22 protein-coding genes and 1 pseudogene are annotated in these 22,915 nt (G+C 68.4%); 9 read left to right on the top strand and 14 right to left on the bottom strand.

The window, feature by feature from the left end; all coding sequences use genetic code 11:
* Nucleotides 1-17: 17 nt before the first annotated feature.
* Complete coding sequence (locus ACUDP5_RS16200; RefSeq protein ID WP_263913118.1) at nucleotides 18-608, bottom strand: GNAT family N-acetyltransferase; 591 nt, start codon at nucleotides 606-608, stop codon at nucleotides 18-20.
* 131 nt (nucleotides 609-739) lie between these two features.
* Between ACUDP5_RS16200 and ACUDP5_RS16195 the strand changes: the two genes are divergently transcribed.
* Nucleotides 740-2,374, top strand: a complete 1,635-nt coding sequence (locus ACUDP5_RS16195; protein ID WP_445656576.1) for an NYN domain-containing protein — start codon at nucleotides 740-742, stop codon at nucleotides 2,372-2,374.
* A gap of 78 nt (nucleotides 2,375-2,452) precedes the next feature.
* Here ACUDP5_RS16195 and ACUDP5_RS16190 read toward each other — a convergent pair whose 3' ends face one another.
* Entirely contained in the window at nucleotides 2,453-3,244 is a 792-nt protein-coding gene (locus tag ACUDP5_RS16190) for an AraC family transcriptional regulator (protein ID WP_445656575.1), read from the bottom strand.
* Between the two features lie 95 nt (nucleotides 3,245-3,339).
* Here ACUDP5_RS16190 and ACUDP5_RS16185 point away from each other — a divergent pair, with 95 nt between their 5' ends.
* From ACUDP5_RS16185 to ACUDP5_RS16175, 3 genes and pseudogenes are all read left to right on the top strand, one after another.
* The gene (locus ACUDP5_RS16185) at nucleotides 3,340-3,591 is read left to right on the top strand and encodes a hypothetical protein (RefSeq protein WP_263913121.1); all 252 of its coding nucleotides are present in this window, start codon (nucleotides 3,340-3,342) and stop codon (nucleotides 3,589-3,591) included.
* 141 nt (nucleotides 3,592-3,732) lie between these two features.
* Nucleotides 3,733-4,227 (top strand): annotated as a pseudogene (locus tag ACUDP5_RS16180) (DUF523 domain-containing protein); the annotation flags it as partial.
* Between the two features lie 85 nt (nucleotides 4,228-4,312).
* Nucleotides 4,313-4,639, top strand: coding sequence for a hypothetical protein (locus ACUDP5_RS16175; protein WP_263913122.1), 327 nt, complete (start codon nucleotides 4,313-4,315; stop codon nucleotides 4,637-4,639).
* Between the two features lie 98 nt (nucleotides 4,640-4,737).
* Here the strand turns inward: ACUDP5_RS16175 and ACUDP5_RS16170 are convergent, their stop codons facing one another.
* Nucleotides 4,738-5,292: a hypothetical protein gene (locus tag ACUDP5_RS16170; protein ID WP_263913123.1), complete on the bottom strand. Its 555-nt coding sequence runs from the start codon at nucleotides 5,290-5,292 to the stop codon at nucleotides 4,738-4,740.
* A 114-nt stretch (nucleotides 5,293-5,406) separates the two neighbouring features.
* Nucleotides 5,407-5,976, bottom strand: a complete 570-nt coding sequence (locus ACUDP5_RS16165; protein WP_445656574.1) for a carboxypeptidase regulatory-like domain-containing protein — start codon at nucleotides 5,974-5,976, stop codon at nucleotides 5,407-5,409.
* A gap of 105 nt (nucleotides 5,977-6,081) precedes the next feature.
* On the opposite strand from ACUDP5_RS16165, the gene ACUDP5_RS16160 reads away from it, so the two are divergent.
* Nucleotides 6,082-6,645 (top strand): TetR/AcrR family transcriptional regulator, encoded by a 564-nt coding sequence (locus tag ACUDP5_RS16160; protein ID WP_263913125.1) that lies wholly within the window; start codon nucleotides 6,082-6,084, stop codon nucleotides 6,643-6,645.
* 54 nt (nucleotides 6,646-6,699) lie between these two features.
* On the opposite strand, the gene ACUDP5_RS16155 is transcribed toward ACUDP5_RS16160, so the two are convergent.
* Both ACUDP5_RS16155 and ACUDP5_RS16150 read right to left on the bottom strand, forming a co-directional pair.
* Entirely contained in the window at nucleotides 6,700-7,776 is a 1,077-nt protein-coding gene (locus tag ACUDP5_RS16155) for a tripartite tricarboxylate transporter substrate-binding protein (protein WP_263913126.1), read from the bottom strand.
* 68 nt (nucleotides 7,777-7,844) lie between these two features.
* Nucleotides 7,845-8,282: a hypothetical protein gene (locus ACUDP5_RS16150; RefSeq protein WP_445656573.1), complete on the bottom strand. Its 438-nt coding sequence runs from the start codon at nucleotides 8,280-8,282 to the stop codon at nucleotides 7,845-7,847.
* A 246-nt stretch (nucleotides 8,283-8,528) separates the two neighbouring features.
* On the opposite strand from ACUDP5_RS16150, the gene ACUDP5_RS16145 reads away from it, so the two are divergent.
* On the top strand, nucleotides 8,529-9,413 hold the full coding sequence (locus tag ACUDP5_RS16145; RefSeq protein WP_445656572.1) for a LysR substrate-binding domain-containing protein: 885 nt from the start codon (nucleotides 8,529-8,531) through the stop codon (nucleotides 9,411-9,413).
* A 75-nt stretch (nucleotides 9,414-9,488) separates the two neighbouring features.
* Here ACUDP5_RS16145 and ACUDP5_RS16140 read toward each other — a convergent pair whose 3' ends face one another.
* The 6 genes from ACUDP5_RS16140 to ACUDP5_RS16115 all read right to left on the bottom strand — a co-directional run bounded on the left by ACUDP5_RS16140 (nucleotide 9,489) and on the right by ACUDP5_RS16115 (nucleotide 16,019).
* Nucleotides 9,489-10,421: an ABC transporter ATP-binding protein gene (locus ACUDP5_RS16140; RefSeq protein ID WP_445659174.1), complete on the bottom strand. Its 933-nt coding sequence runs from the start codon at nucleotides 10,419-10,421 to the stop codon at nucleotides 9,489-9,491.
* A 220-nt stretch (nucleotides 10,422-10,641) separates the two neighbouring features.
* Nucleotides 10,642-11,628: an ABC transporter ATP-binding protein gene (locus ACUDP5_RS16135; protein WP_445656571.1), complete on the bottom strand. Its 987-nt coding sequence runs from the start codon at nucleotides 11,626-11,628 to the stop codon at nucleotides 10,642-10,644.
* A 1-nt stretch (nucleotide 11,629) separates the two neighbouring features.
* Nucleotides 11,630-12,523, bottom strand: coding sequence for an ABC transporter permease (locus ACUDP5_RS16130; RefSeq protein ID WP_263913130.1), 894 nt, complete (start codon nucleotides 12,521-12,523; stop codon nucleotides 11,630-11,632).
* A 1-nt stretch (nucleotide 12,524) separates the two neighbouring features.
* Entirely contained in the window at nucleotides 12,525-13,442 is a 918-nt protein-coding gene (locus ACUDP5_RS16125; protein ID WP_025138347.1) for an ABC transporter permease, read from the bottom strand.
* Between the two features lie 27 nt (nucleotides 13,443-13,469).
* Entirely contained in the window at nucleotides 13,470-15,065 is a 1,596-nt protein-coding gene (locus ACUDP5_RS16120; RefSeq protein WP_445656570.1) for an ABC transporter substrate-binding protein, read from the bottom strand.
* A 183-nt stretch (nucleotides 15,066-15,248) separates the two neighbouring features.
* Entirely contained in the window at nucleotides 15,249-16,019 is a 771-nt protein-coding gene (locus tag ACUDP5_RS16115; RefSeq protein ID WP_445656569.1) for a GntR family transcriptional regulator, read from the bottom strand.
* A gap of 200 nt (nucleotides 16,020-16,219) precedes the next feature.
* Between ACUDP5_RS16115 and ACUDP5_RS16110 the strand changes: the two genes are divergently transcribed.
* The 3 genes from ACUDP5_RS16110 (at nucleotide 16,220) to ACUDP5_RS16100 (ending at nucleotide 19,682) form a co-directional block, all read left to right on the top strand.
* On the top strand, nucleotides 16,220-17,401 hold the full coding sequence (locus ACUDP5_RS16110) for a pyridoxal-phosphate-dependent aminotransferase family protein (protein WP_445656568.1): 1,182 nt from the start codon (nucleotides 16,220-16,222) through the stop codon (nucleotides 17,399-17,401).
* 71 nt (nucleotides 17,402-17,472) lie between these two features.
* Entirely contained in the window at nucleotides 17,473-18,531 is a 1,059-nt protein-coding gene (locus ACUDP5_RS16105) for a serine hydrolase domain-containing protein (protein ID WP_263913135.1), read from the top strand.
* Between the two features lie 140 nt (nucleotides 18,532-18,671).
* Nucleotides 18,672-19,682, top strand: coding sequence for an aldo/keto reductase (locus ACUDP5_RS16100; RefSeq protein ID WP_445656567.1), 1,011 nt, complete (start codon nucleotides 18,672-18,674; stop codon nucleotides 19,680-19,682).
* A 90-nt stretch (nucleotides 19,683-19,772) separates the two neighbouring features.
* On the opposite strand, the gene ACUDP5_RS16095 is transcribed toward ACUDP5_RS16100, so the two are convergent.
* A complete protein-coding gene (locus ACUDP5_RS16095) occupies nucleotides 19,773-21,104 on the bottom strand; it encodes an MHS family MFS transporter (RefSeq protein ID WP_263913137.1) in 1,332 nt (443 codons plus the stop codon).
* A gap of 115 nt (nucleotides 21,105-21,219) precedes the next feature.
* Nucleotides 21,220-22,887, bottom strand: a complete 1,668-nt coding sequence (locus ACUDP5_RS16090; RefSeq protein ID WP_445656566.1) for a GMC family oxidoreductase — start codon at nucleotides 22,885-22,887, stop codon at nucleotides 21,220-21,222.
* Nucleotides 22,888-22,915: the final 28 nt, after the last annotated feature.

The following is a 22,915-nucleotide window of genomic DNA, read 5'->3' as shown; positions in this document are numbered from 1 at the left end:
AGCGGGATCGCCCGCCGTCAATCCGCGGCCCCGGCCGGGCGGGCAGCCTGTTGCCGCCGCGCCCGCCATTCCTCGCGGGTGATCTCCCAGACTTCGGCCTGCATGCGGCCCGAGACAAAACCGCGTTCTTCCGTGGCCACCAGGCGCATGCCGGTGCGCCGCGACAGGTTGCGCGAGCCGTCGTTGGCGACGGCCTTGGGCGCCCGCAGCACCGGTTGGTCCAGCACCTCGAACCAATAGCCGGTGACGGCCTCGCTGGCCTCGGTCATGTAACCGTGGCCGCGAAAGTCCGGGTCCAGCCAGAAGCCGCGGTGGTTGCCGGGGTCGTCCTGCATCAGGCTGATGAGGCCGATCAGGCGGTCGGGTTCGGCGCGCGTGCGCAGCGACCAGTGCCACTGCACGCCGCGCCGCATCGCCGGCAGCGCCACCCGTTCGACATAGGTGCGTGCGCCGTCCGGCGGGTAGGGCCAGGGCACCTGGTCCGCCAGGTAGCGCACCACTTCCCATTGCGGAAAGATGCGCTGGATGGCCGGGGCGTCGTCCAGGCACAGCGGCGGCAGGATCAGGCGGTCGGTGGCAAGCGTGGGCAGGGCGGCGGCGTCGGGCATGGGGGCGGGTCGTTCGGGGCCGGGGTGGGGCGAGCGGATATGTATATCATGGGCGACATATCGCGGCAGAAGGCCGTGGGTGCTGCGCGGTCATTGGCAGCATCCCGGCCGCCGCAGCAACGGAGAAGAATATGAATGCCAACGAAAACGTCAGCATGGCGCTTTTTTGCGACTTCGAGAACGTGGCGCTTGGCGTGCGCGACACGAAATACCAGAAGTTCGACATCCGCCCGGTGCTCGAGCGCCTGCTGCTCAAGGGCAGCATCGTGGTCAAGAAGGCCTATTGCGACTGGGAACGCTACAAGGAATTCAAGGCGCCCATGCACGAGGCCAATTTCGAACTCATCGAAATTCCCCACGTGCGCCAATCAGGCAAGAATTCGGCCGACATCCGGCTGGTCGTCGACGCGCTGGACTTCTGCTACACCAAGTCGCACGTCAACACCTTCGTCATCATCAGCGGCGATTCCGATTTCTCGCCCCTGGTGTCCAAGCTGCGCGAGAACAACAAGAAGGTGATCGGAGTGGGCGTCAAGCAATCCACCTCGGACCTGTTGATCGCCAATTGCGACGAATTCATTTTCTATGACGACCTGGCCCGCGAAGGCCAGCGCGCCGCCGACGCCCGCCGCGACAACCGCGGCGCGGCCAGCCCCGCCCAGCGCCGTTCGCCGGACGAAGAACGCCGCCGCAAGGAAGAGATCGAGGCCCGCAAGACCCAGGCGGTGGACATGGTGGTCGAGACCTTCGAGGCCCTGATGGCCGAACGCGGCGACAGCGGCAAGATCTGGGCCTCCGCCCTGAAAGACGCGCTCAAGCGGCGCCGCCCGGATTTCAACGAGTCCTACTACGGCTTTCGGGCGTTCGGCAACCTGCTGGACGAGGCCCAGTCGCGCGGTTTCCTGGAAGTGGGCCGCGAAGAAAAATCGGGCACCTACGTGTACCGCGACACCGCGGGCGGCGGGCAGGCGCGGGCGGGCGGCAAGTCCGCCGTGCGCGCCTTGGCGTCGACGGCAGCGGGCGCTGACGCCTCGCCAGAGGCCGCCACGGCTGACGAGGCCGACGCCAGGCCGGCCCGCCATGCACGCGGCGGCCGCAAGCAGCCGGAGGCCTCGGGTGGCCGGGGCGGCCGCGGGGGCACGGGCCGCGCCTCGGGGCGTCATGACTCGGGCCGCGAGGGGGATGAGCCCGTGGCATTGCCGCTGTGGGGCGTAGAGCCGACCGCCGCGCCGTCGCAGGCATTTGAGGCCGACGCGGGGCAATCGATGCCTGCGGGCGCGTTCTCGGGGCCGGCCGGCAGCGAATCGCCGTTCGAGGCGCCTTCTGCGCCGCCGTCGTCCGATGCCGCGCCGCCTGCCGACAACAAGGGCCGGCGCGGTTCGCGTGGCGGACGTACGGCGGCCAAGAGCGCCCGCCACGCGACAGCGGCTGCTGCGGAATCAACCGGGTCGACCGTGGCGTCGACGCAGGCCCCGGCCAGGGGGGCGCCTGCCGCGGACGCTGCCGCTGCGGAATCGGCGCAGTCCCGTCAAGCCGCCGAGCCGGTGTCGGCCCCGGCCAGCGCCGATCCCGCCGCGGCAGCGTCTGCCCCGGAAACCGGCCGCAAGCCGGCGCGCGCCGCGAAGTCCGGCCGTCGCACGTCCGCGGGGGCGTCAAAGCCAGCGGATGCCTCGGCCTCGGAACCGGCCGCCGAACCCGCGGCCAAGCCCGCCCGCAAGACGGCGCCGCGCGCCCGTCGCCCGCGCAAGGCGGCCGACGCCGAGTGATCGGGGTGCCGTGACAGGCAACGAGGCCTGGCGCATGCGCCAGGCCTCGGTCATTCCTGCCGCGACGGTGGGTCTGATTCAGTCGCCGCCGTAGCGCCCCGGCGTCACCCCATATTCACGCTTGAACATCGCGATGAACGCGCTCACGTTGTCGTAGCCGGATTCCAGCGCGGCGGCCGTCACGCTGTGGCCGGCGGCCAGCATTTCCTGGGCGCGCATCAGCCGCGCCTGCTGGCGCCAGGCGCCCAGGGTCAGGCCGGTTTCTTCCAGGAAACGCCGCGCCAGCGTGCGCGGCGCCATGCCGACTTCCACGGCCCAGGCGGCCAGCGGGCGGGTGTCGTCGGGGGTATCCGACCAGGCCAGCGCCAGTCGCTGCAGGCGAGGGTCGCGCGGCAGCGTCAACCCGTCGCCGGCGCGCGGCAGGGTGCGGATTTCATCGCGGATGAGTTCCACGATGCGGGTGCGGGCGGCGTCCGGGGCCTCGGCCATGTCGCTCCAGGTGGCCGCGCGTTCCACCGCGGCCAGCAGCAACGCCGATGCCTGCAAGGCGCACGGGTGCTCCGGCAGGCCGGCGCAGGCGGCGGGGCTGAGGTAGGCGCTGTAACCCGCATACGAGCCATGCGAGCGCAATCCGTGCGGGCAATCGGGCGGAATCCAGAGGGCATGCGCCGGGGGCGCCACCCATTGGCGGTCGCCGGCAACCACCGTCAACAAGCCGCGAAACGCGCCGAACAATTGGCCGCGCGCGTGATGATGCAGGGCGGTGTGCCGCAGCGTCGTTTCGTGTCGCCGCACCGCCAGCAGGCGGGGGCCGCGGGGCGAGCCGGCCAGATCGGGGGCGATCAAGGGGGGCGAGGCGGGGTCGGTCATATGGCATAAATGCGGTATCGATTGACCAAATTACCGCAGATTTGCCGCCGCTGCCCGACTATCGTGATGCCTGTGCCCCTCAACAGGAGAAAACCATGAAAGCACAGGACGTCTTGCCCGACGACCAGAACGTCGGCAGTTTCCAGGGTGTGGCCGTGCGCAAAGGCACGGTGGGCGCCTTCCTGGCCAACGCGCGGGTCTGGACCGACCCCGCCGCCACGCCGCAGGCACGCGACGACGCACAGCGGGACATGCGCGACGCCTTGCCCGCGTTGCGTGCGCTGGGCCTGTTCGACGTACTGCAGGTGCGCGACCCGGTGTTGCGCCAGTGGCTGGACGCGGCCTGACGCGTCCGCCTGGCGTGCCCCCGCACCGCGCCGTGTCGCGCCGGCCGGTGTTCTAATCGGGCATTCACGGGCGTCAGCCCCTTGATGCGCCACGGGCCGCGGGTCGTCGCGGCCGCTGGCGCATCGCTTGCCGGATTTTTCATGCAATACGTTCTTGTCAGCGCCTGTCTCCTGGGCAAGCCCGTGCGGTACGACGGGCGCGCCGTGCCCAACGACCATGCCGTGTTGGCGGGTTGGCTGGCGGGCGGCCGGGTGGTGCCCGTCTGTCCGGAAGTCGCGGGCGGCATGCCGATTCCGCGTCCCCCCGCCGAAATCGAACCCGGCGCCACGGCGGCCGCCGTACTGGCCGGCCGCGCCCGGGTGGTGGCGGTGTCTGGCGACGACGCGACCCTGCCGTTCGTGACCGGCGCCCGCGAAGCGCTGGCGGCGGCCCGCAAGCACGGTATCCGCGTGGCCGTGCTCAAGGAAGGCAGCCCGTCCTGCGGCAGCGGCTATGTCTACGATGGCCATTTTTCGGGCGTGAAGCAGCCGGGGGTGGGCGTCACCGCGCAGTTGTTGGCCGATGCCGGCGTGCGCGTCTTCAGCGAACATCAGTGGGCCCAGGCCCAGGCCTGCCTGGCGCAGATGGAGGCGCAGGCCAATGGCCTGCCGCCGTCGTCGGCCGCCAGCCACGACCCGACATCGCCACCCGACCAGGCCCGTTCGTCAGCGGAGACGGGCGATGGGATTTAACGTCGGCGACTGGCTGATCCTGGTGGCCGTGGCGGCCGGCGTGGTGTCGGCCTGGCGCCTGGTGACCGGCATGGCGCGCGGGCGCTTGCTGGCGCGGGTCGGCGCGGGCCTGTCGGCGGTGTTTTCGGCGTTTTTCTTCTGGCTCTGGTACGCCATGTACCTGAAATGGGACTTCAACGAGCTGGGCCGCTACTACGATCCGGACGATGGCGTGGTGTACACGGATTCAGGTTTCGTCTGGGTGCTGCCGGCAGCGCTGGCCTTGTTGGCGGCAATTTTCTTTGCCTGGCGCGGCTGGGGCGGCCGGCGCGGCTGACGGTCGCCTGATGCACCGCCCTGTGGCGGCGGTCAGCCAGACGACGGCGCCGGACCGACGGATCGGCCGGCCCGGCGCAAGGGGGCGTGACGGAAGCTTCAGTTGGCCCGATAGCCCCGGCTGTTCATGCAGGAATCCAGCGCCCGGTTGTAGGTGTCCACCATGACCTGTGTGGTCCATTGCGAGATCGTGGCGGGGTCGTAACCGCTCTGGTTCATGGCCCAGCGATGGCATTCGTTGGACGCGCTGGCCTGGGCCTTGTCCACCGGTGCCGCGGCGGCGTACTGCACGGGCGCGTATTGCGGCTCGGGCGCGGCGTAGACGGGGGGCGCCGAATAGACCGGCGGGGCGTCATAGACGGGCGCCGTGTACACCGGCGGGCTGTAATAGGCCACGCCCGGCGCGTAGGTCGCCGTCTGCACGTAGGTGGGGCCGGAATTGGCGGCCAGGATCAAGCCGGTGGCGGCCAGCGCGAGGGCGCCGCCGACCCACCAGCCGCTGCTGCCGCCGCCATGGGAGTGGTGATGCCCGCCGCCGTGGTAACCGCCGTGATAGCCGCCGTGGCCACCCCGGTAACCGCCGGCGAGGGCGGGAGAACTTGCGACGGCCAATGCCAGCGCAACGCCGACCATCCGACCTGTGAACCGCTTCATGATCTTGCTCCTGATCCGCCAGGCCGTGCCTGTTGCCGCAGCTGGCGATACCCGTACTGTAACGCCGCCGGCGCGCAATAGTTGTGTCAAGAACTACGGAGATTTCAAGTGATTTCAGGGCCTTACGGCAGGAGCGGTGCCGTTCGTTGTGCGATCCGGCTCGGGGGCGGGCGCGGGTCGGGCGTCGGTCGGCGCGGCCGGCCGGGCGCCGGGCTGACCGGGTGCCGGCGGCTTGCGCATGAATGGCGATCCGCCCGGGTTGTTGCAAGAACGCGACTCTCCGGCCTTGAGATGAATGACGGCATTGTCGTCAAACGTGTCAGCGTTGCGGTCGTGGGTCTCGTAGGTTTCGTACCCGGGTTTTTCGACGCACCAGTTCCAGAAAAAGACTTCCGAGCCGTGGATCGCCAGGACCTCGACGCGCCATTCGTGGTGCGCGTCGAAATGGGCGCGACCGTCCGCGGACGTGCGCGCTTCCTCGCGAAAACGGTCGTGACCGTAGGGGTAGGCGCCGGATATCAACACCACCCGCGCATCGCCAACGGGCTGCGCGGCGGCATCCAGGACGGTGATGTTCGCGGCAGGTTGCAGGGTCTTGTGGGTGGGGTAGGGAATGCAGCCCGAAAGCGCCAGGATCAGCGCTGCGCCGCAACATATAAAGAGAGATCGCAACAATCGCAACATTACCCGCTTCTATGTATGTAGGAATGTATGGCAAAAATTTTGGAAGGATAGTAATTTCACGCGATGACGACGGCACCACCCCCCTCAACACCGCAAGACAAGCGTTTGACCAAAGGTGAACGCACGCGCCTGCATCTCCTGGAAGTCGCGGCGGCGGAGTTCGCGGAACGCGGTTTCCAGCATACCCGCATCAGCGACATCGTCGCCCGGGCGGGCGTGACGCAACCGGTGTTCTACCAGTACTTTGCCAGCAAGCAGGCGGCCTACGACGAGCTCGTGGGCATGTTTGCGCAGCGATTGCGGCAAGAGGTCTGCCACGCGCGGCTGGACGACGACCTGCAAGGCCTGCCGCAGGACGTGCGCGTGCGGCGCGGCGTCAGCAACTGGCTGGCTATCCTGCAGGAAGATCCCAACCTGACGCGCATCGGCTTTTTCCAGGTCGAGGCGGCCGAGGCCTTGAAGGACGAACTGGTGGTGATGATCGCCGAAAACGTCCGCATCGAGCAGCGCGCCGGCCTGTTCCGCCAGGACATCGCACCCGAATGGCTGGCCCATGCCTTCATGGGCGTGATCGAACGCTTCACCCGGCAGATGCCGGACGAGCAGCAACGCGAAGCGCTGGCCGACTTCATCACCAATATGTTCCTGGAAGGCGTGCGGCAGCGCTGAAGCGGCCGGCGCCACGGCGCCGCCCGGGCGCCGTTCCCCCGGACGACCCGTCGTCTATTCGACCCGGGCGCCCGATGCGCTGACCAGCTTGCCCGCCGCGTCCCAGTCCGCCTTGAGCAGGTCCTGGAATTGCGCGGGCGACCTGGCGTCGGCTTCGACGCCCAGCGACGCCAGGCGCGTCTGCACCTTCGGGTCGGCCAGCACCTTGTTCACCGCGGCGTTGATCTTGTCGCGTTCGGCGGGCGCAATGCCGGCCGGCGCCAGCAGGCCCAGCCACGAATCGAAGGCATAGCCGGGCAGGCCGCTTTCGGCCACGGTCGGCAGGTCCGGCGCAAAGCGCGAACGCTGCTTGCCCGTGTAGGCCAGGAACACCACGCGCGGGTCGTTGCGGTAGCCGGTCACGCCGATCGTCGCGGCCGTCACGGCGGCCACCCGGCCGGCCAGCAATTCGGTCACGGCATCGCCGGTCGACTTCATGGGAATGTGCTGCATCTGCGCGCCCGCGGCGGTCAGGAACGACGCCATGCCCAGGTGCGAGGCGCTGCCGTTGCCGGCCGACGCGTAGTCATAGGCGCCGGGCTTGGCCTTGACTGCCTGGATGAACTCGGCGGTGTTGGCGGCCTTCAGTGCGGCGGATGCCAGGATGATGTAGCCGGTGTTGCCCAGGTAGGCCACGCCGGTGAAGTCCTTGTAGGGATCGTAGTTCAGGTTCTTGTACAGGTAGCCCGCGATATGGTGGCTGGCCGCGGCCAGCACCAGCGTATTGCCGTCGGGCGCGGCGCGCGCCACCTGGGCGGTGCCCACGGTGCCGCCGGCGCCCGCGCGGTTTTCCACCACGATCGACGCGTTCAGCGCCTGGCCCAGCTCGTCGCTGATGGCGCGGGCAATGGTGTCCTGCACGGCGCCGGTGCCGTACGGCACCACGATGCGGATGACGCGCTGCTGGGCGTGGGCGGTGCCCAGGCCGGCGCCGGCCAGGGCGGCAGCCAGGGCCAGCACGACGGCGCGGCGGGCGGGGAAGCGGGTCCGGTCGGAAGTCGTGGGGCGGGCAGGGGCGGCGCGGGAAGGGGCGAGGCCGGACGGAATGAGGCGGGAAAGAATGAGGCGGGGCGGGATGCGGCGGGTAGGCATGGAACGGGCAGCTCGTGGAGTGATATGCGGCGTCGGACTCTACCGGTCCGGTCCGCCAGCACCAACGATTAATTCCCCGCTTGCTTATTCCCGTGCGTTATTGGGGCGGTCGCCACCCAGGTTTCGTGCAGGTGCCGCCATCGGGGGTGGCCGTCCGCATCAGCGATGAAGGCCGCGGTGGCCCGTCGCACCGTCGCGCCGCCGTGCCAGGCGTGCGACTCGCGATAGGTCAACACCGCGGAACCTGCGCTGGCGTGCAGCACCGCGAACTCGTCTATGCGGATGGAAAGCCCGGGCCGGCTGCCGGCCAGGCGCGCGAACAGGCCGGGCAGGGCGCCGTCGGGCAGGCGCTGCCCGTCGGTCGTGACCATGCTGAAGTCGTCGGAAAAATACGCCAGCAGGCGCGGCAAGGTATCGGACGGCAGGGCCGTCTGACCGATCCATTGTTCGATCAGGGCGTGGGCGGCATGCGCCGCATCGCGGCAACGGTCGGAAAAATCAGGCATCAATGGGGGCTCCGGCGGGGCGCCTGCTGCCAGGGCGTGCGCCGCAATGGGGAAGGGGCTGTGGGGCCGCCCGCGCGGGCGGGATGGCCGGTGTCCGTGGGGGCCGCGTCGCCTGACGCGCGGTGAGGGGCAAGGCGACCCGGCGGCAGGATCACGGAGCGCCATTCTAGAAAGCCGATTGTTCGATAAGAAGCCCCGTTCCATAGATATACTGTTCGTATTTATTTGACAATTGACGGGGCGCCCATGATCAACCTGAACCGACTGGCAATGCTCGTCGCGGTGGTCGACGCCGGCTCGTTCACGGCCGCAGCCCTGGCGCTGGGCACGACCAAGGCCGTCGTCAGCTTCAATATCAAACAGCTGGAACACGAATTGGGGGTGGCCTTGCTGGTGCGCAGCACCCGGCGGCTGGCCTTGACCGAAGCGGGGGAAGGGTTCTACGCCGATTGCGCCAGGCTGCTGCGCCAGGCCGATGCCGCCGTCGACCAGGCGCGCGCCGGGCAGGGCGACCTGTCAGGCAGCCTGCGCGTGACGGCCAGTGTCGACTACGGCAACCGCGTCGTGGCACCCGCGCTGGCGGCGTTCGCGCGGCAGCACCCGGGCTTGCGCATCCACTATCAGGCGGGGTCGGCGCACGCCGACCTGATATCCGAACGGCTGGACCTGGCCATCCGCGTGGGGGCGCAGGAAGACTCGAACCACCGCGCCACGCGCATCGGGGCATTCAAGCTGTGGCTGGTGGCCGCGCCGGACCTGCTGGCCCGCCATGGCATGCCGCGCACGGCCCCGGCGCTGGCCGCGCTGCCGTGGCTGGCCAACCGCCCGGGGCGCAGCGATCATTGGCGGTTGACCGACGGCAAAGGACGCGAACACGACCTGCGCGTCGAGCCGGTGGCGCAGGCGGATACGGCGTCCGCGCTGCTGGCGTTTGCCCTGGCGGGCTGCGGCGTGGCGGCGCTGCCGGACTGGCTGCTGCAAGAACCGCTGGCGCGCGGTGAATTGCAGCGGGTGCTGCCGTCGTACACCCTGCCGCCGCAGCCGGTATACGCGGTGTACCCGGACACGCGCCACGTCAGCGCCAAGGTACGGCAGTTCATTGATTTCCAGCGCGAACGCAGCGGGGGCTGACGCGATCGGCGCAATTCCAGCCATCAGCCCCACCCGCGCAGTCGCTGCAATCCGCAACCCGCGATGCAGGGCGGACTACGCCACCGCGACCCCGCCATGGTTCGCAGCGCGCACTTCATCCACCGGATAAAGATGGCACGCCACCACCGCTCCGTCGCGCGGCGTCAGCGCCGGCCGGTCCTGGCGGCATTGCGGCATCGCATGGCGGCAGCGCGGATGGAACGGGCAGCCGGAAGGCGGATGCAGCGGATCAGGAAACGACAGCCCCAGCCCGGTATCGGGAATGCCCAACCCGGGCTCGGGCGTCAGCACCGACGCCAGCAATGCCTGCGTGTAGGGATGGCGCGGGTCGTGGAACAGGCGTTCGGTCGGCGCGGATTCGACCACCCGGCCCAGGTACATCACCGCGACATGGGTGGCAATGTGTTCCACCACCGCCAGGTTGTGGCTGATGAAGACATAGGTCAGGTTGAATTCCCGCCGCAGGTCCATCAGCAGGTTCATGATCTGCGCCTGCACGGACACGTCCAGCGCGGATGTCGGCTCGTCGCAGATGACCAGTTCGGGGTGCATGACCAGGGCGCGGGCAATCGCCACGCGCTGGCGCTGCCCGCCGGACAGCTGCCCGGGCGTGTTGTGGGCCAGCCGCGCCGGCAGGCCCACGCGTTCGAGCATCTCGATGGCGCGGCGCATGCCGGGGTTGGGAATGCCGTGCACTTCCAGCGGCAGCGACACGATGGACGCAATCGAGCGGCGCGGGTTCAAGGACGAATACGGGTCCTGGAAGATGGGCTGCACCCGCCGGGCCAGCGCGCGTCGGCTCAGTTGGCGGATGTCCTGGCCGCCCAGGTGAATGGCGCCCTGGGTGGGCGGAATCAACCCCAGCAGCACGCGCGCCAGGGTGGACTTGCCGCAGCCCGATTCGCCCACGATGCCCAGCACCGAGCCGCGCGGTACGTCCAGGTCTACGCCATTGACGGCCTGCAAGGTGGTGCGCGGGCGGAACATGCCGGTGCGGATCGAAAATTGCCGGCTGACGGCCCGGGCTTGCAAGAGCGGCACGGCGTCTGCCGGCGCGGGGGCGGCCGGGTCGAGCACGCCGGCGGGCGAGGCGGCGTGATCTTCCGTGGCGGATCGATTCAAGGGCGTGTTCATGCCAAGCCTCTGTGCGTGCGGATCATGGGCGCATTCGTACCCAGGCTTTGTTCGTGCGGATCAAGGGCGCCGTTCATGCCGTGCCCCCCTCCGTGCGGATGCAGCGCCATTGCGGCCCGGGCGCATGCCCATGCACCGGCACCGTGTCGCGGCATTGCGGCTGGGCGTGGGGGCAGCGGTCGATGAAGGCGCAGCCGCGCAATTCGCCCACCAGCGACGGCACCACGCCGGGAATGGTGCCCAGCGGCTGGCCCGGCGCGGTGCGCCCGGGCACGGGTATACAGCCCAGGAGGCCCTGCGTATAGGGATGCCGCGGCGCGGCGAACAGGCCGGCCACCGGGCCTTCTTCGACGATCTGGCCGGCGTACATCACGGCCACCTGCCGGGCGATGCGGGCGACTACGCCCAGGTCGTGCGTGATAAGCACCATGGCGATGCCCAGCTCGGCCTGCAGGTCGGCCAGCAAGCGCAGGATCTGCGCCTGGATGGTGACGTCCAGCGCGGTGCTGGGTTCGTCGGCGATCAGCAGTTCGGGCCCGCACATCAGCGCCATGGCGATCATGACGCGCTGGCGCAAGCCGCCGGACAATTGATGCGGGTACTGGCCCAGGCGCTGCGCGGCCGACGCGATGCCGACCTTTTCCAGCAGCTCGACCGCGCGGTCGCGCGCCTGCGGGCCGCTGGCCCGGCGGTGGTGGATGTAGTGTTCGGTCAGTTGGTCGCCGATGGGGTAGGCGGGGTTCAGCGCGGTCATGGGTTCCTGGAACACCATGGCCATCTTGTTGCCGCGCAGCGCATTGACGCGGCGCGGCCGGGCGCCGGACAGGTCTTCGTCCAGCACCGCCAGCCGGCGGGTGCTGCGGCGGGCCGCCTTGGGCAACAGGCCCATGATGGCCAGCGAGGTCATGGACTTGCCACAGCCCGATTCGCCCACCAGGCACAGCGTTTCGCCGCGCGCCACCTGGAACGACACGTCGCGCACCGCGTGCAGCGTGCCGCGCGGGGTGGCGATGTCCACGGTAAGGCCTTGTACGTCCAGCACGATGTCCGTGGCGCTCATGTCAGGCTCTCTCTTCGGGGGTCAGCAGTTGATGCAGGCCGTCGCCCGCCAGGTTGATCGCGAAGATCAGCAGCGCCAGGGCCGACCCGGGAATGGCGATCAGCCAGAACGAAAAGAACATATAGGCCTTGGCCTCGGAAATCATCAGCCCCCACGAGGGCAGCGGCGGCTGCACGCCCAGGCCCAGGAACGACAGCGAGGCTTCCAGCAGGATGGCGCTGGCGGCTTCGAGCGTGGCGATGACGATCAGGTGCGGCACCACGTTGGGCAGCACTTCGCCCCAGACGATGCGCCAGGTGGACGCCCCGGCCGCCTGCGCCGCCGACACGTATTCCAGCGCCCGCACCTGTTGCGTGGCGCTGCGCATGACCACGGCGTAGCGGTCCCACTTGAGCAGGCCCAGCACCAGGATCACCACCCAGAGCGAGCCGCCGACGATGGCCACGGTGGCCAGCGCCACCAGGATCACGGGCATGGACAGGCGGGTGGTCACCAGGAACGACACGGCCATGTCGACCTTGCCGCCGAAGTAGCCGGCCGCCATGCCCATGGCCGTGCCGATCAGGCCGGAGATCAGCGCCACCGACAGGCCGATCAATAGCGAGATGCGGGCCCCGTAGAACAGGCGCGACAGGTAATCGCGGCCCAGCTGGTCGGTGCCCAGCGGATGCAGCCAGGTACCCTTGGCGTACCAGACCGGCGGCGCGGTGCGGTAGGCCAGGTCCTGGTAGTAGGGGTCGTGCGGCGAGATCCAGGGTGCGAACAGCGCGATCAGGGTGATGAGCAGCAGGATGCCGCCGCCGGCCAACAGGGCCTTGTTGCGGCGCAGGCGGCGCCAGCGCAGGGCCGATGCGGTCAGCTCGGGCGATTGGGGGGCGAGGGTAGCGGTGGTCATGTCAGGACACCCGGATGCGTGGATCGAGCCACGCGTTGGCGATATCGGCAGCCAGCGTCAGCAGCACGTACAGCACCGACAGCAGCAGCACGATCAGCTGCATGACGGGGTAGTCCTTGTAGGTGATGCTCTGGTAGGCCAGGTAGCCCAGGCCGTCCAGCGCGTAGATGGTCTCGATGACCACCGACCCGCCCAGCAGGTAGCCCAGCTGCACGGCCGCCAGCGCCACCACCGGCACGATGGCGTTGCGCAGCGCATGCTTGAAGATGATCTTGCGGGCCGGCAGGCCCTTGGCCCGCGCGGTGCGGATGTAGTCGGCCCCCAGCACTTCGACCATGCCGGCCCGGATCAGCCGCATGAAGGCCGGCGCCACGTAATAGCCCAGGGCGATGGCCGGCATCACGAAATGCTGCCAGCTGCCGCTGCCCGATACCGGCAGCAGCCGCAGCGAAATCGAGAACAGCATGATCAGGATCAGCGCGAAGAAGAAATTGGGCAGGGCCTGCCCCAGCACCGCCACGGCCAGGCACAGGCGGTCGATCCAGCTGCCCTTGTACAGCGCGGCCAACACCCCCAGCGGAATGGAAATGGCCAGGGCGAAGGCCAGCGCGCCCAGGCCCAGCAGCAGCGTGGTCTTGAGCTTGGACAGGATCAGCGGCCCGGCGTCGGTCTTGAAATACACCGACGTGCCGAAGTCGCCTTGCAGGATGTGCCACAGCCAGTCGGCATACTGCACCACCAGCGGCCGGTCCAGCCCGTAGGTCTTGCGGATCATGTCGATGTCGGCCTGGCGCGCGCCTTCGCCGGCCAGCGCCAGCGCCGGGTCGCCCGACAGGTGCAGCAGCAGGAAGGCCAGCACCGACACCGTCAGGGCCACCAGCACCGCCAGCCCCAGCCGCCTGATCGTGAAATAAAGCATGCGTGAATCTCCGCCTGCGTCAGCCGATTACTTCCAGCTCATGTCCCAGAACCGGATCAACTCGTCCGAATAGGGCTTGAAGTTCAGGTCCTTGGTGGCCACGTAATAGGCCGGCAGCGTCCAGAGCGGCACGGCGTAGGCCTTTTGCGCGATCAGGTCCAGCGCCTGCTTGTACAGGCCGTTGCGCGTGGCGCTGTCGATGGTGTGGTCGCCCTTGTCGAGCAGCTCGCGCACCTGCGCATCGCGGGTGACGTCGTCGTTGCCGAAGGCGAAGTACACCGGGGTGGACGCCGACACGTCGTTGACCAGGTTGGACGCCCAGGTCTGGTGGGTCAGCGCCGCCTTGTTGGCGCGGATCATGTCGCGCATGGCGGCGTATTGCAGGAAGTTGAGCTTGGCGCGGATGCCCACGGCCTGCAGGTAGTTGATGATGGCTTCGGTCTGGTTGCGTTCGCGGTAGGCGACGATGTCGATGTCAAAGCCATTGGGGTAGCCGGCCTCGGCCAGCAGCTTCTTGGACAGGGCGGGGTCGTACGGGTAGGTGGGGGTGACGTCCTGCGTGCAGCCCGCTTGCGACGGGGTGCAGATGGCGTTGATCAGCCCGCCGCCTTCGCCCACGATGTTCTTGAGCATGGCCTGCCGGTCGATCGCGTGGATGATGGCGCGGCGCACCCGTTCGTCTTTCAGTTGCGGGGCCGGCGTGCCTTCCTGGATGTTCATCTGCATGAAGACGATGCGCATGGTGTTGCCGGTGACCATCTGCAGCGGCGGCAGGCCGCCCAGCTGTTCGGCCTGGTCTTTGGGCACGCTCATGATCAGGTCTTCGCCGCCCGAGATGACTTCGGCCATCTGCGTCTGGCGGTCGGGAATGAAGCGGATGACCACCTTGCCGATCTTGGGCTGCGCCTTGGGCGAGTCCTTGAAATAGTCGGTGTTGCGTTCCAGCGTGATGGACTTGCCGGGCTGGTAGTCCACCACCTTGTAGGGGCCCGAGCCCACGGGTTTCGCGTTCATGCCCTTGGGGCCGACTTCCTGGTAGTACTTGGCCGGGTGGATGGCCGCGGTGGTGGACAGGTATTCCTTGGCGCCGGGGAAGGGTTCCTTGGTGGTCAGGCGCACCTTGTACTTGCCCAGCTTTTCGACCTTGTCGATCCAGGCCACGTTCTGCTGCGTGACGGCCTTGTTCTTCGGGTCGGCCACATAGTTCAGCGTATACACGACCGAATCGGCGTCGAATTCTTCGCCGTTGTGGAATTTGACGCCTTCGCGCAGCTCGAATTCCAGGGTCTTGTCATCGACCTGGGTAAAGCTCTTGGCCAGCTGCCCCTTGTATTCGTTGGTGACCGGGTCGCGGTACAGCAGCGTGTCCCAGACGTTGGCGGCGATGATGACGCCGATGCGCACGTTGTTGTAGTACGGATCGACGCTTTCGGGCGCCTGGTCGTAGGCCATGCGCAGGGTGTCGTCTTTCTTGCCGGCGTGGGCGGGCAGCGCCGCGAGCGCGGCGGCGCCCAGCAGCAGGCTGGCCAGTGCACGCCAGCGCAGGCGCGGCAACGGCCCGCGCAACAGCGGCAGGTGCGACGGAAAGCGGAACGGAACGGAATTGACGCGGCGGTCGGCCATGGCGAGGCTCCTGTGGACCGGAACGGTGGAACGGAATACTGCCGGGTGCTGCATGAACCGAAGCGGCGCCTGGGGCCGTCGGTTCACATGAATCAGTCACTGCGGTACTGCGTATCTAACGTCTCTGGGCCGGGATGCGCCACCCCGATTCTTATAGGTTTTGTCCTCGCGCCTGGGGAATGCTTATGAAGAATCAGACGGGCTTACTTGCAGGGGCGCCACGCTTTTCAGGGCCGCCTCGCATTTGCGCTGCAGGTGTTCGCGCATGATGCCGGCCAGCCGGTCGGCGTCGCGCGCTTGCAGGGCGTCGGCCATGTCGATGTGCTCGCGCATGGCCTGGTCCCACTTGCGTTGGTCTTCGTTGGACACGAAGCGCAGGTTCTGGATGCGCGCGTTCTGCGCGTCGTACAGCTGCTTGAGCAGGTGGTTGTGGGCGGCCAGGCTGATGCGTTCGTGGATGTCGCGGTTGGTGCGGAAATACGTGGGCAGGTCGCGGCGCGCATGGCTGGCCATCATCTCGAAGGTCAGTGCGCGGATCTCGGCGATTTCGGCCTCGGTGGCGCGTTCGCAGGCCAGCCGGCACGACATGGCTTCCAGGCCGCCGATGACCTCGAAGGCCTCGCGGATGTCGGCCACGCCCAGCGCCACCACCTGCGCGCCGCGGTTCGGTTCGATGCGCACCAGGCCTTCGGCGGCCAGCACCCGGAAGGCTTCGCGCAGCGGCGTGCGGGACACGCCCAGCAGGTCGCACAGGGCGCGTTCGTTCAGGCGGGCGCCCGGGGCGAATTCACCCTGGATGATGCGTTCGCGCAGTTGTCCGGCCACGGTGGCGGGCAGGGTGCGGCCGGCCCCAGGCGCCGGGCGCGGCAGGTCGGCGGGCGACCCGTCAGGGACGACGCCGGCAGCCGGGGCTGCGGGCGCGGTGTCCGGCATCAGGCTGGGATTGCTGCGCATTGGTATACAAAAATTCCCCGTGTTTTTTCCGACTATAAACCGTGTGCCAAGGCTTTAATCATGGGTGAATACCCTAGCTTATAGGCGTAAAAACAATGGGATAGAGTGGCGCATGACGTAGCCGGGTTTGCCCCGATTGCGCCGTTGAATCGCTGCGCCTCTTTCGTTGGTATACAAAAAAATCCCCTCCAAGGCTACGCATGCACCCCCTTGAAACCTCTCGTTCCGGCCGGCATTTCCTGCAGATTCCCGGGCCCACCAACGTGCCCGACCGGGTGCTGCGCGCCATCGACCAGCCCACCATCGATCACCGCGGGCCGATGTTCGGCCAGTTGGGGCTGGCGGTGCTGGCGGCGCTCAAGCCGGTGTTCCAGACCGAGGCGCCGGTGATCATCTTCCCGTCGTCCGGCACGGGCGCCTGGGAAGCCGCGCTGGTCAACACGCTGTCGCCCGGCGATCGCGTCCTGATGGTCGAAACCGGCCACTTCGCCAGCCTGTGGCGCAAGCTGGCCGGCCGCCTGGGGCTGGACGTCGACGGTCTGGCGGGCGACTGGCGCCGGCCGGTGGACGCGGCGGCGATCGGCGCGCGGCTGGCGGCAGATAGCCAGCACGCCATCAAGGCGGTCTGCGTGGTGCACAACGAAACCTCCACCGGCGTCACCAGCGACATCGCCGCCGTGCGCGCCGCCATCGATCGCGCCGGGCATCCGGCCCTGTTGATGGTCGACACGATTTCATCGCTGGGCTCGGTGGACTACCGCCACGACGAATGGGGCGTGGACGTCACCGTGGCCGGCTCGCAAAAGGGCCTGATGCTGCCGCCCGGCCTGGCCTTCAACGCCGTCGGGCCGCGCGCGCTGGCGGCGGCCGACTCGGCGCGGCTGCCGCGTTCGTACTGGGACTGGCGCGAGATGCTGGCCGCCAATGCACGCGGCTATTTCCCGTACACCCCGTCCACCAATCTGCTGTACGGCCTGCACGAGGCGCTGGCCATGTTGCAGGCCGAGGGCCTGCCGCAAGTGTTCGCGCGCCACCAGCGCCATGCCCAGGCCACGCGGCTGGCGGTGCAGGCCTGGGGGCTGGAACTGCTGTCGCTGGACCCGGCCGCCCACAGCCCCGCGCTGACGGCGGTGCTGATGCCGGCCGGCCACGGCGCGGATGCCTTCCGCAAGGTCGTGCTGGACCGCTTCGACATGTCGCTGGGGCAGGGCCTGGGGCAGTTGTCCGACCGCATCTTCCGCATCGGGCACCTGGGCCACTTCAACGACCTGGCGCTATGCGGCACGCTGGCCGGCGTCGAAATGGGCCTGGCCGCGGCGGGCGTACCGCACCGGCCCGGCGGCTTGCAGGCCGCCATGGAATTTCTGGCCAAGGCGCCCTGATGGCGCCCGGCCTCGCTTTCAACGGCGGCTGGATGGCACAGCGTCCGGCCGCGTCATAACCAGGAAATGCAATGAACGCGCTTATGCAGCAGGCGATCCAATTCGCCAACGACCATGAATCCACCTGGGACCGCAGCGTCAACGGCGTCTTCGGCGTGCACCAGAACGACCCGCCGCCCTGGAACCGCCTGCTGGGCCCCATCCACGATCGCGGCCCGGTGTCGGGGGTGGTGGTGGTGAACGGCAAGACCGTGGCCGAATGGGGCGAACCCGAACGCGCCGACCTGACCTTCAGCGTGGCCAAGCTGTACCTGGCCATCCTGGCCGGCGTGGCCCACGACCGCGGCCTCTTGCCCGACGTGGACGAGCCCGTCGGCAAGCGCGTGCCGGGCATCGGCTTTGACGACGGCCAGAACGCCCGCATCACCTGGCGCCAGCTGCTGCAGCAGACCAGCGAATGGGAAGGCGAACGTTTCGGCGTGTCGGACCAGGCCGACCGCTACCGCGCCGTCACCTTCGGCGTGCCGCCCGACGGCAAGAAGGGCGATGCGCGCCCCTTGCAGGCGCCCGGCACGTACTGGGAATACAACGACGTGCGCATCAACCAGCTGTCGTACGCACTGCTGCACCTGTTCCGCAAGCCGCTGCCCGAGGTCTTTCGCGAAGCCGTCACGCGGCCCCTGGGCGCCAGCGAAAACTGGCAGTGGGTGGGCTACGACAACGCCTGGGTCGAGATCGACGGCCAGCGCATGCCGTCGGTGCCGGGCGGCTCGCACTGGGGCGGCGGTATGTCCATCAGCGCGCGCGACCAGGCGCTGATCGGCCAGATGCTGCTCAATGACGGCTGCGCGGCCGATGGCCGGCGCATTCTGTCCAGCGAATGGCTGGCCGCCATGCGCACGCCGTGCGCCATCGCGCCGTACTACGGCTACCTGATCTGGCTGAATCACGAAGGGCGCGTGTTTCCCAGCGTGCCGGCGTCCAGCTTTTTCGGCGTGGGTGCGGGCAGCTCGTTCACCTGGGTCGAACCCGAACGCAAGATGGTCGTGATCGTGCGCTGGCTCAATTCGGCGCATGCCGATGCGCTGTTCGGCAAGATCCTGGCCGCCGTCGACGCGCCGGCCAGCTGAACGAGCCTTGCCCCGGAATCCCTGCGGCCCGCAGGGATTTTCCGCGGCCTGTCAGCATTCTTCTGGCAACATGACCCATCCGCTCGCCGGGCAGCCGGCGGGCGTGTTCGCATTTGCCAAGCAACCAAGGACACATTGCCATGAACTACCGCCGACTGGGAACCAGCAATCTTCGCGTTTCGCCCCTGTGCCTGGGCACCATGATGTTCGGCGAGCAGACGCCCGACGATGACGCCGCCCGCATCGTCGCGTCCGCCCGCGACCACGGCCTGAATTTCATCGATACGGCCGACGTCTACAACGACGGCCGATCCGAAGAAGTGGTGGGCAAGGTGCTGGCCGGGCAGCGCCACGACTGGGTGCTGGCCAGCAAGATCGGCAACCCGGTGGGCAAGGGCCCGAACCAGTCGCACTACTCGCGCCAGTGGCTGATCCGCGGCGTCGAACAGAGCCTGTCGCGCCTGGGCACCGATTTCCTGGACATCCTGTACCTGCACCGCGACTACCACGAAGAAAACCTCGAAGAAGCGCTGTTCGCGCTGGGCGACCTGATCCGCGCAGGCAAGCTGCGCAGCTTCGGGCTGTCGAACTTTCGCGGCTGGCGTATCGCCGAAACCCTGCGCCTGTGCGAAAAGCTGGGCGTGCCGCAGCCGGTGGTGTGCCAGCCGTACTACAACATGCTCAATCGCGGCCCTGAAGTCGAGATCCTGCCGGCCTGCCAGCATTACGGGCTGGGCGTGGTGCCGTACAGCCCCATCGCCCGCGGCGTGCTCACCGGCAAGTACCTGCCGGGCCAGGCGCCTGCGGCCGATACTCGCGCCGGGCGGGGCGACCGCCGCATCCTGGCCACCGAATTCCGCGAAGAATCGCTGCAGATCGCCCAGCAACTGGTGCAGCACAGCGCCGCGCGCGGCGTGCAGCCGGGCCACTTCGCCACGGCCTGGGTGCTGGCCAACCCGATCGTCACCAGCGTCATCGCCGGCCCGCGCACCCTGGCGCAGATGGACGACTACTACGCCGCGCTGGACGTGAAGATCACGCCCGAAGACGAAGCCCTGGTCGACACCTGGGTGACCCCGGGCCATGCGTCCACGCATGGCTACAACGACCCGAACTACCCGTTCTTCGGTCGTCCTGTCACGGCGGCCTGAAAGCGGCGAGGGCGGGTCCGTGAGGGTCCCGCCCGGGCAACCGCGCCGCATCCGCGGGGGTCGCGCCTGACGGGCGCGAACCCGCCGCGCTCAAGCCTTGCGCAGGCCGCCGGCGGCCCGCAGCGTCGTTTCCTGCGTGGCCGTCCGGCCGCCGCGCCCGATCAGCCACGCGCACAGCGCCGACACCACGCCCGCGAACAGCACGTACAGGCAGATCAGCCAGGGCTGGCCGCCGCCGCTCTTGAGCAGGGCGGTGGCAATGATGGGCGTGATGCCCGAGGCGAAGATGCCCGAGAACTGATACACGAACGAGATGCCGGTGTAGCGCACCTTGGCGTCGAACAGCTCGCAGAACAGCGCGGCCTCGGGCCCATAGACGGCGGCATACAGAATGCCCAGGGGAATGATGATGGCCAGCCACACCAGCATCATGTTGCCCTCGCTGTTGAGCATCAGCCAGAATCCCGGAAAGGCGGATATGGCCGTGATCAGCGAGCCCCAGCAATACACCCGTGAGCGTCCGATCCGGTCGGACAGCCGCCCGAAATAGGGAATGAAAAAGCACATCACCAGCGCCGCGGCCATGACGCCGATCAGCGCCTCGGTGCGCGATATCTGCAGCGTCTGCGTCAGGTACGAGATCGAGAACACGCCGAAGACGTTGAAGAACACGCCGTCGATGTAGCGCGCGCCCATGCCCTTGGCGACGTTGCCGGGGTAGCGGCGCATCATGTCCATGAAGGGAATGCGGCTTTCGGCATTGTCACGCTTGACCGCGGTGAACTCGGGCGTTTCCTTGATGTTCAGGCGGATGTACATGCCCACCCCCACCATCGCGGCCGATGCCAGGAAGGCGATGCGCCAGCCCCAGGCCATGAACTGCGCATCGGTCAGCAGCGTGGATAGCAATGCCACCGTGCCTGATGCCAGGCACAGCCCGATCGCCAGGCCGATCTGCGGCAACGACGCGTAGAAGCCCTTTTTGCCGGGCGGCGCATATTCATACGCCATCAGCACCGCGCCGCCCCATTCACCGCCCAGGCCGATGCCCTGGAACACGCGCAACAGCAGCAGCAAGATGGGCGCCCAGATGCCGATGGTGTCGTAGGTGGGCACCAGGCCGATCAGGAAGGTGGACACCCCCATGATCATCAGCGTCATCACCAGCATGCTCTTGCGGCCGATGCGGTCGCCGAAATGGCCGAAGATCAGCCCGCCCAGCGGCCGGGTGATGAAACCCACCGCAAAGGTGGTGTAGGCCAGCATGGTGGACACCAGCGGATCGCCCGTGGGGAAGTACAGCTTGTTGAACACAATGCCGGCAACCACGCCGTACAGGAAAAAGTCGTACCACTCGATGGTGGCGCCGATCAGCGACGCGGCGACGACTTTGCGCACCGCGGTTTCGTTCTGCTTGGCCATGCCTGTCTCCTTTGGTGGGGCGGGCGGCGCTCTGTGGCGCTGCTCCGCGACAAACGCTATGTCATGAGGGGTGAACCTTGGTTTCGAGTGGCGCGTTGCAAGTGATGGGTTGCCGTCATGCTGTCTGGCGCTGCGGCGCGGCGGCGGGTTTTTCGTGCAGGCGGGTCTGCCGGCGCGCCTGTTGCAGGTCCTGCAGGATGAAGTCGGCCGCGCGCTCGGCCAGCATCACCACCGGCACATTGGTATTGCCTGACACCAGCGTCGGCATGATGGAGCAGTCCACCACCCGCAACCCGTCCACCCCGTGCACGCGCAGGCGCTCGTCCACCACCGCCAGCGGATCGCTGCGCGGACCCATCCTGGCGGTGCCGGACGGGTGGAAGATGGTGGCGCCGTACTCGCGGCAGAAGTGCAGGATATCGTCGTCGCTGCGGACCTCGGGGCCGGGCCGGAATTCCCGTTTCATCAGGCCGGCCAGCGGCTCGGTGGCGGCCAGGCGGCGGGCGTACTTCACTGCGGCCACTGTCATGCGGCGGTCCAGCTCGGTGGACAGGTAGTTCGGCTGCATCGACGGCGCCTCGAACGGGTCGGCGCTGCGCAGCCGCACCGCGCCGCGCGACGACGGCCGCAACTGGCAGACCGAATAGGTGCAGCCCGAAAACGGATGCACCTTGCCGCCCGCCATGTCGGCCGACAGGGTGGCGAAATGAAATTGCGTGTCGGGACTGGCGCTTGCCGGATCCACCCGGCAGAACAACCCGCCCTGGTTGATGCCCACGGCCAGCGGCCCGCCGCGAAACAGCAGCCATTGCAGCCCCATGCCGACGCGGCCATGCAGGGTGCGCAGCTGGTCGTTGGTGGTGATGGGCTGGCGGGTTTCGTAGATCAGCCGGATTTGCAGGTGGTCCTGCAGGTTCTCGCCCACGCCGGGCAGGTCGCGCACCACGCGTATGCCGAACGGGCGCAGCAGCGCCGCAGGCCCCACGCCGGACAGCTGCAATAGCTGCGGCGACTGCAAGGCGCCGGCGCACAGCAGCACTTCGCGCCGCGCTCGCAGCGTGCGCAACTGGCCGCCCTGGCGGTAGCGCACGCCGACCGCGCGGCTGCCTTCGAACAGCACCGCCATGGCGTGCGCATCGGTCTCGATACGCAGATTCGCGCGGCCCTGCGCCGGGCGCAGGTAGGCCACGGCGGTCGAGCAGCGGCGGCCGTTGCGGGTGGTCAGCTGGTAATAGCCCACGCCGTCCTGCTCGCCGGTATTGAAGTCGCGCACCTGCGGCACGCCCAGCGCCTGGGCCGCGCCGATCAGGCCTTCCACCAGCGGGTGCGGCGTCTTGATCGACGTGGCGTTCAGCGGCCCCTCGGTGCCGCGCGTGTCGCCCGGCCCCAGGTCGTTGTTTTCCAGCTTGCGAAAGTAGGGCAGGCAGTCGTCCCAGCCCCAACCCGGGTTGCCGGCGGCCGCCCAGGCGTCGTAGTCGCGCCGCTGACCGCGAATGTAGATCAGCCCGTTGATCGCGCTGGACCCGCCCAGCGTGCGGCCGCGCGGCCAATAGATGCGGCGGCCCAGCATGTTGGGATCGGGGTCGGTGTAGTAGCCCCAGTTCACCACTTTGTGGAACATGGTCTTGCCGTAGCCGATGGGAATGTGGATCCACGGCGAGCGGTCCGGCGGACCGGCTTCCAGCAGGCAGACGGTGTGTTCACCGCTGGCGGTGAGGCGGTTGGCCAGCACGCAGCCGGCTGAACCGGCCCCCACCACGATGTAGTCCACGGCATCAGACATCTCTGGTTTTCTCCCTGGTGTGGCCGAT

It is taken from the genome of Achromobacter sp. NCFB-sbj8-Ac1-l (genome assembly GCF_052695805.1).
Note: the sequence above shows the minus strand (reverse complement) of the source record. Positions and strands in the feature narration are given on the sequence as shown.

Coding starts and splice junctions, on each gene's coding strand:
- ACUDP5_RS16145 (WP_445656572.1), top strand. CDS start 8,529: ATGATCAACCTGAACCGACTGGCAATGCTCGTCGCGGTGGTCGACGCC.
- ACUDP5_RS16150 (WP_445656573.1), bottom strand. CDS start 8,282: ATGCCTGATTTTTCCGACCGTTGCCGCGATGCGGCGCATGCCGCCCAC.
- ACUDP5_RS16100 (WP_445656567.1), top strand. CDS start 18,672: ATGAACTACCGCCGACTGGGAACCAGCAATCTTCGCGTTTCGCCCCTG.
- ACUDP5_RS16185 (WP_263913121.1), top strand. CDS start 3,340: ATGAAAGCACAGGACGTCTTGCCCGACGACCAGAACGTCGGCAGTTTC.
- ACUDP5_RS16175 (WP_263913122.1), top strand. CDS start 4,313: ATGGGATTTAACGTCGGCGACTGGCTGATCCTGGTGGCCGTGGCGGCC.
- ACUDP5_RS16110 (WP_445656568.1), top strand. CDS start 16,220: ATGCACCCCCTTGAAACCTCTCGTTCCGGCCGGCATTTCCTGCAGATT.
- ACUDP5_RS16130 (WP_263913130.1), bottom strand. CDS start 12,523: ATGACCACCGCTACCCTCGCCCCCCAATCGCCCGAGCTGACCGCATCG.
- ACUDP5_RS16095 (WP_263913137.1), bottom strand. CDS start 21,104: ATGGCCAAGCAGAACGAAACCGCGGTGCGCAAAGTCGTCGCCGCGTCG.
- ACUDP5_RS16120 (WP_445656570.1), bottom strand. CDS start 15,065: ATGGCCGACCGCCGCGTCAATTCCGTTCCGTTCCGCTTTCCGTCGCAC.
- ACUDP5_RS16170 (WP_263913123.1), bottom strand. CDS start 5,292: ATGAAGCGGTTCACAGGTCGGATGGTCGGCGTTGCGCTGGCATTGGCC.
- ACUDP5_RS16200 (WP_263913118.1), bottom strand. CDS start 608: ATGCCCGACGCCGCCGCCCTGCCCACGCTTGCCACCGACCGCCTGATC.
- ACUDP5_RS16140 (WP_445659174.1), bottom strand. CDS start 10,421: ATGTTCCGCCCGCGCACCACCTTGCAGGCCGTCAATGGCGTAGACCTG.
- ACUDP5_RS16165 (WP_445656574.1), bottom strand. CDS start 5,976: ATGTTGCGATTGTTGCGATCTCTCTTTATATGTTGCGGCGCAGCGCTG.
- ACUDP5_RS16105 (WP_263913135.1), top strand. CDS start 17,473: ATGAACGCGCTTATGCAGCAGGCGATCCAATTCGCCAACGACCATGAA.
- ACUDP5_RS16135 (WP_445656571.1), bottom strand. CDS start 11,628: ATGAGCGCCACGGACATCGTGCTGGACGTACAAGGCCTTACCGTGGAC.
- ACUDP5_RS16155 (WP_263913126.1), bottom strand. CDS start 7,776: ATGCCTACCCGCCGCATCCCGCCCCGCCTCATTCTTTCCCGCCTCATT.
- ACUDP5_RS16195 (WP_445656576.1), top strand. CDS start 740: ATGAATGCCAACGAAAACGTCAGCATGGCGCTTTTTTGCGACTTCGAG.
- ACUDP5_RS16115 (WP_445656569.1), bottom strand. CDS start 16,019: ATGCGCAGCAATCCCAGCCTGATGCCGGACACCGCGCCCGCAGCCCCG.
- ACUDP5_RS16125 (WP_025138347.1), bottom strand. CDS start 13,442: ATGCTTTATTTCACGATCAGGCGGCTGGGGCTGGCGGTGCTGGTGGCC.
- ACUDP5_RS16090 (WP_445656566.1), bottom strand. CDS start 22,887: ATGTCTGATGCCGTGGACTACATCGTGGTGGGGGCCGGTTCAGCCGGC.
- ACUDP5_RS16190 (WP_445656575.1), bottom strand. CDS start 3,244: ATGACCGACCCCGCCTCGCCCCCCTTGATCGCCCCCGATCTGGCCGGC.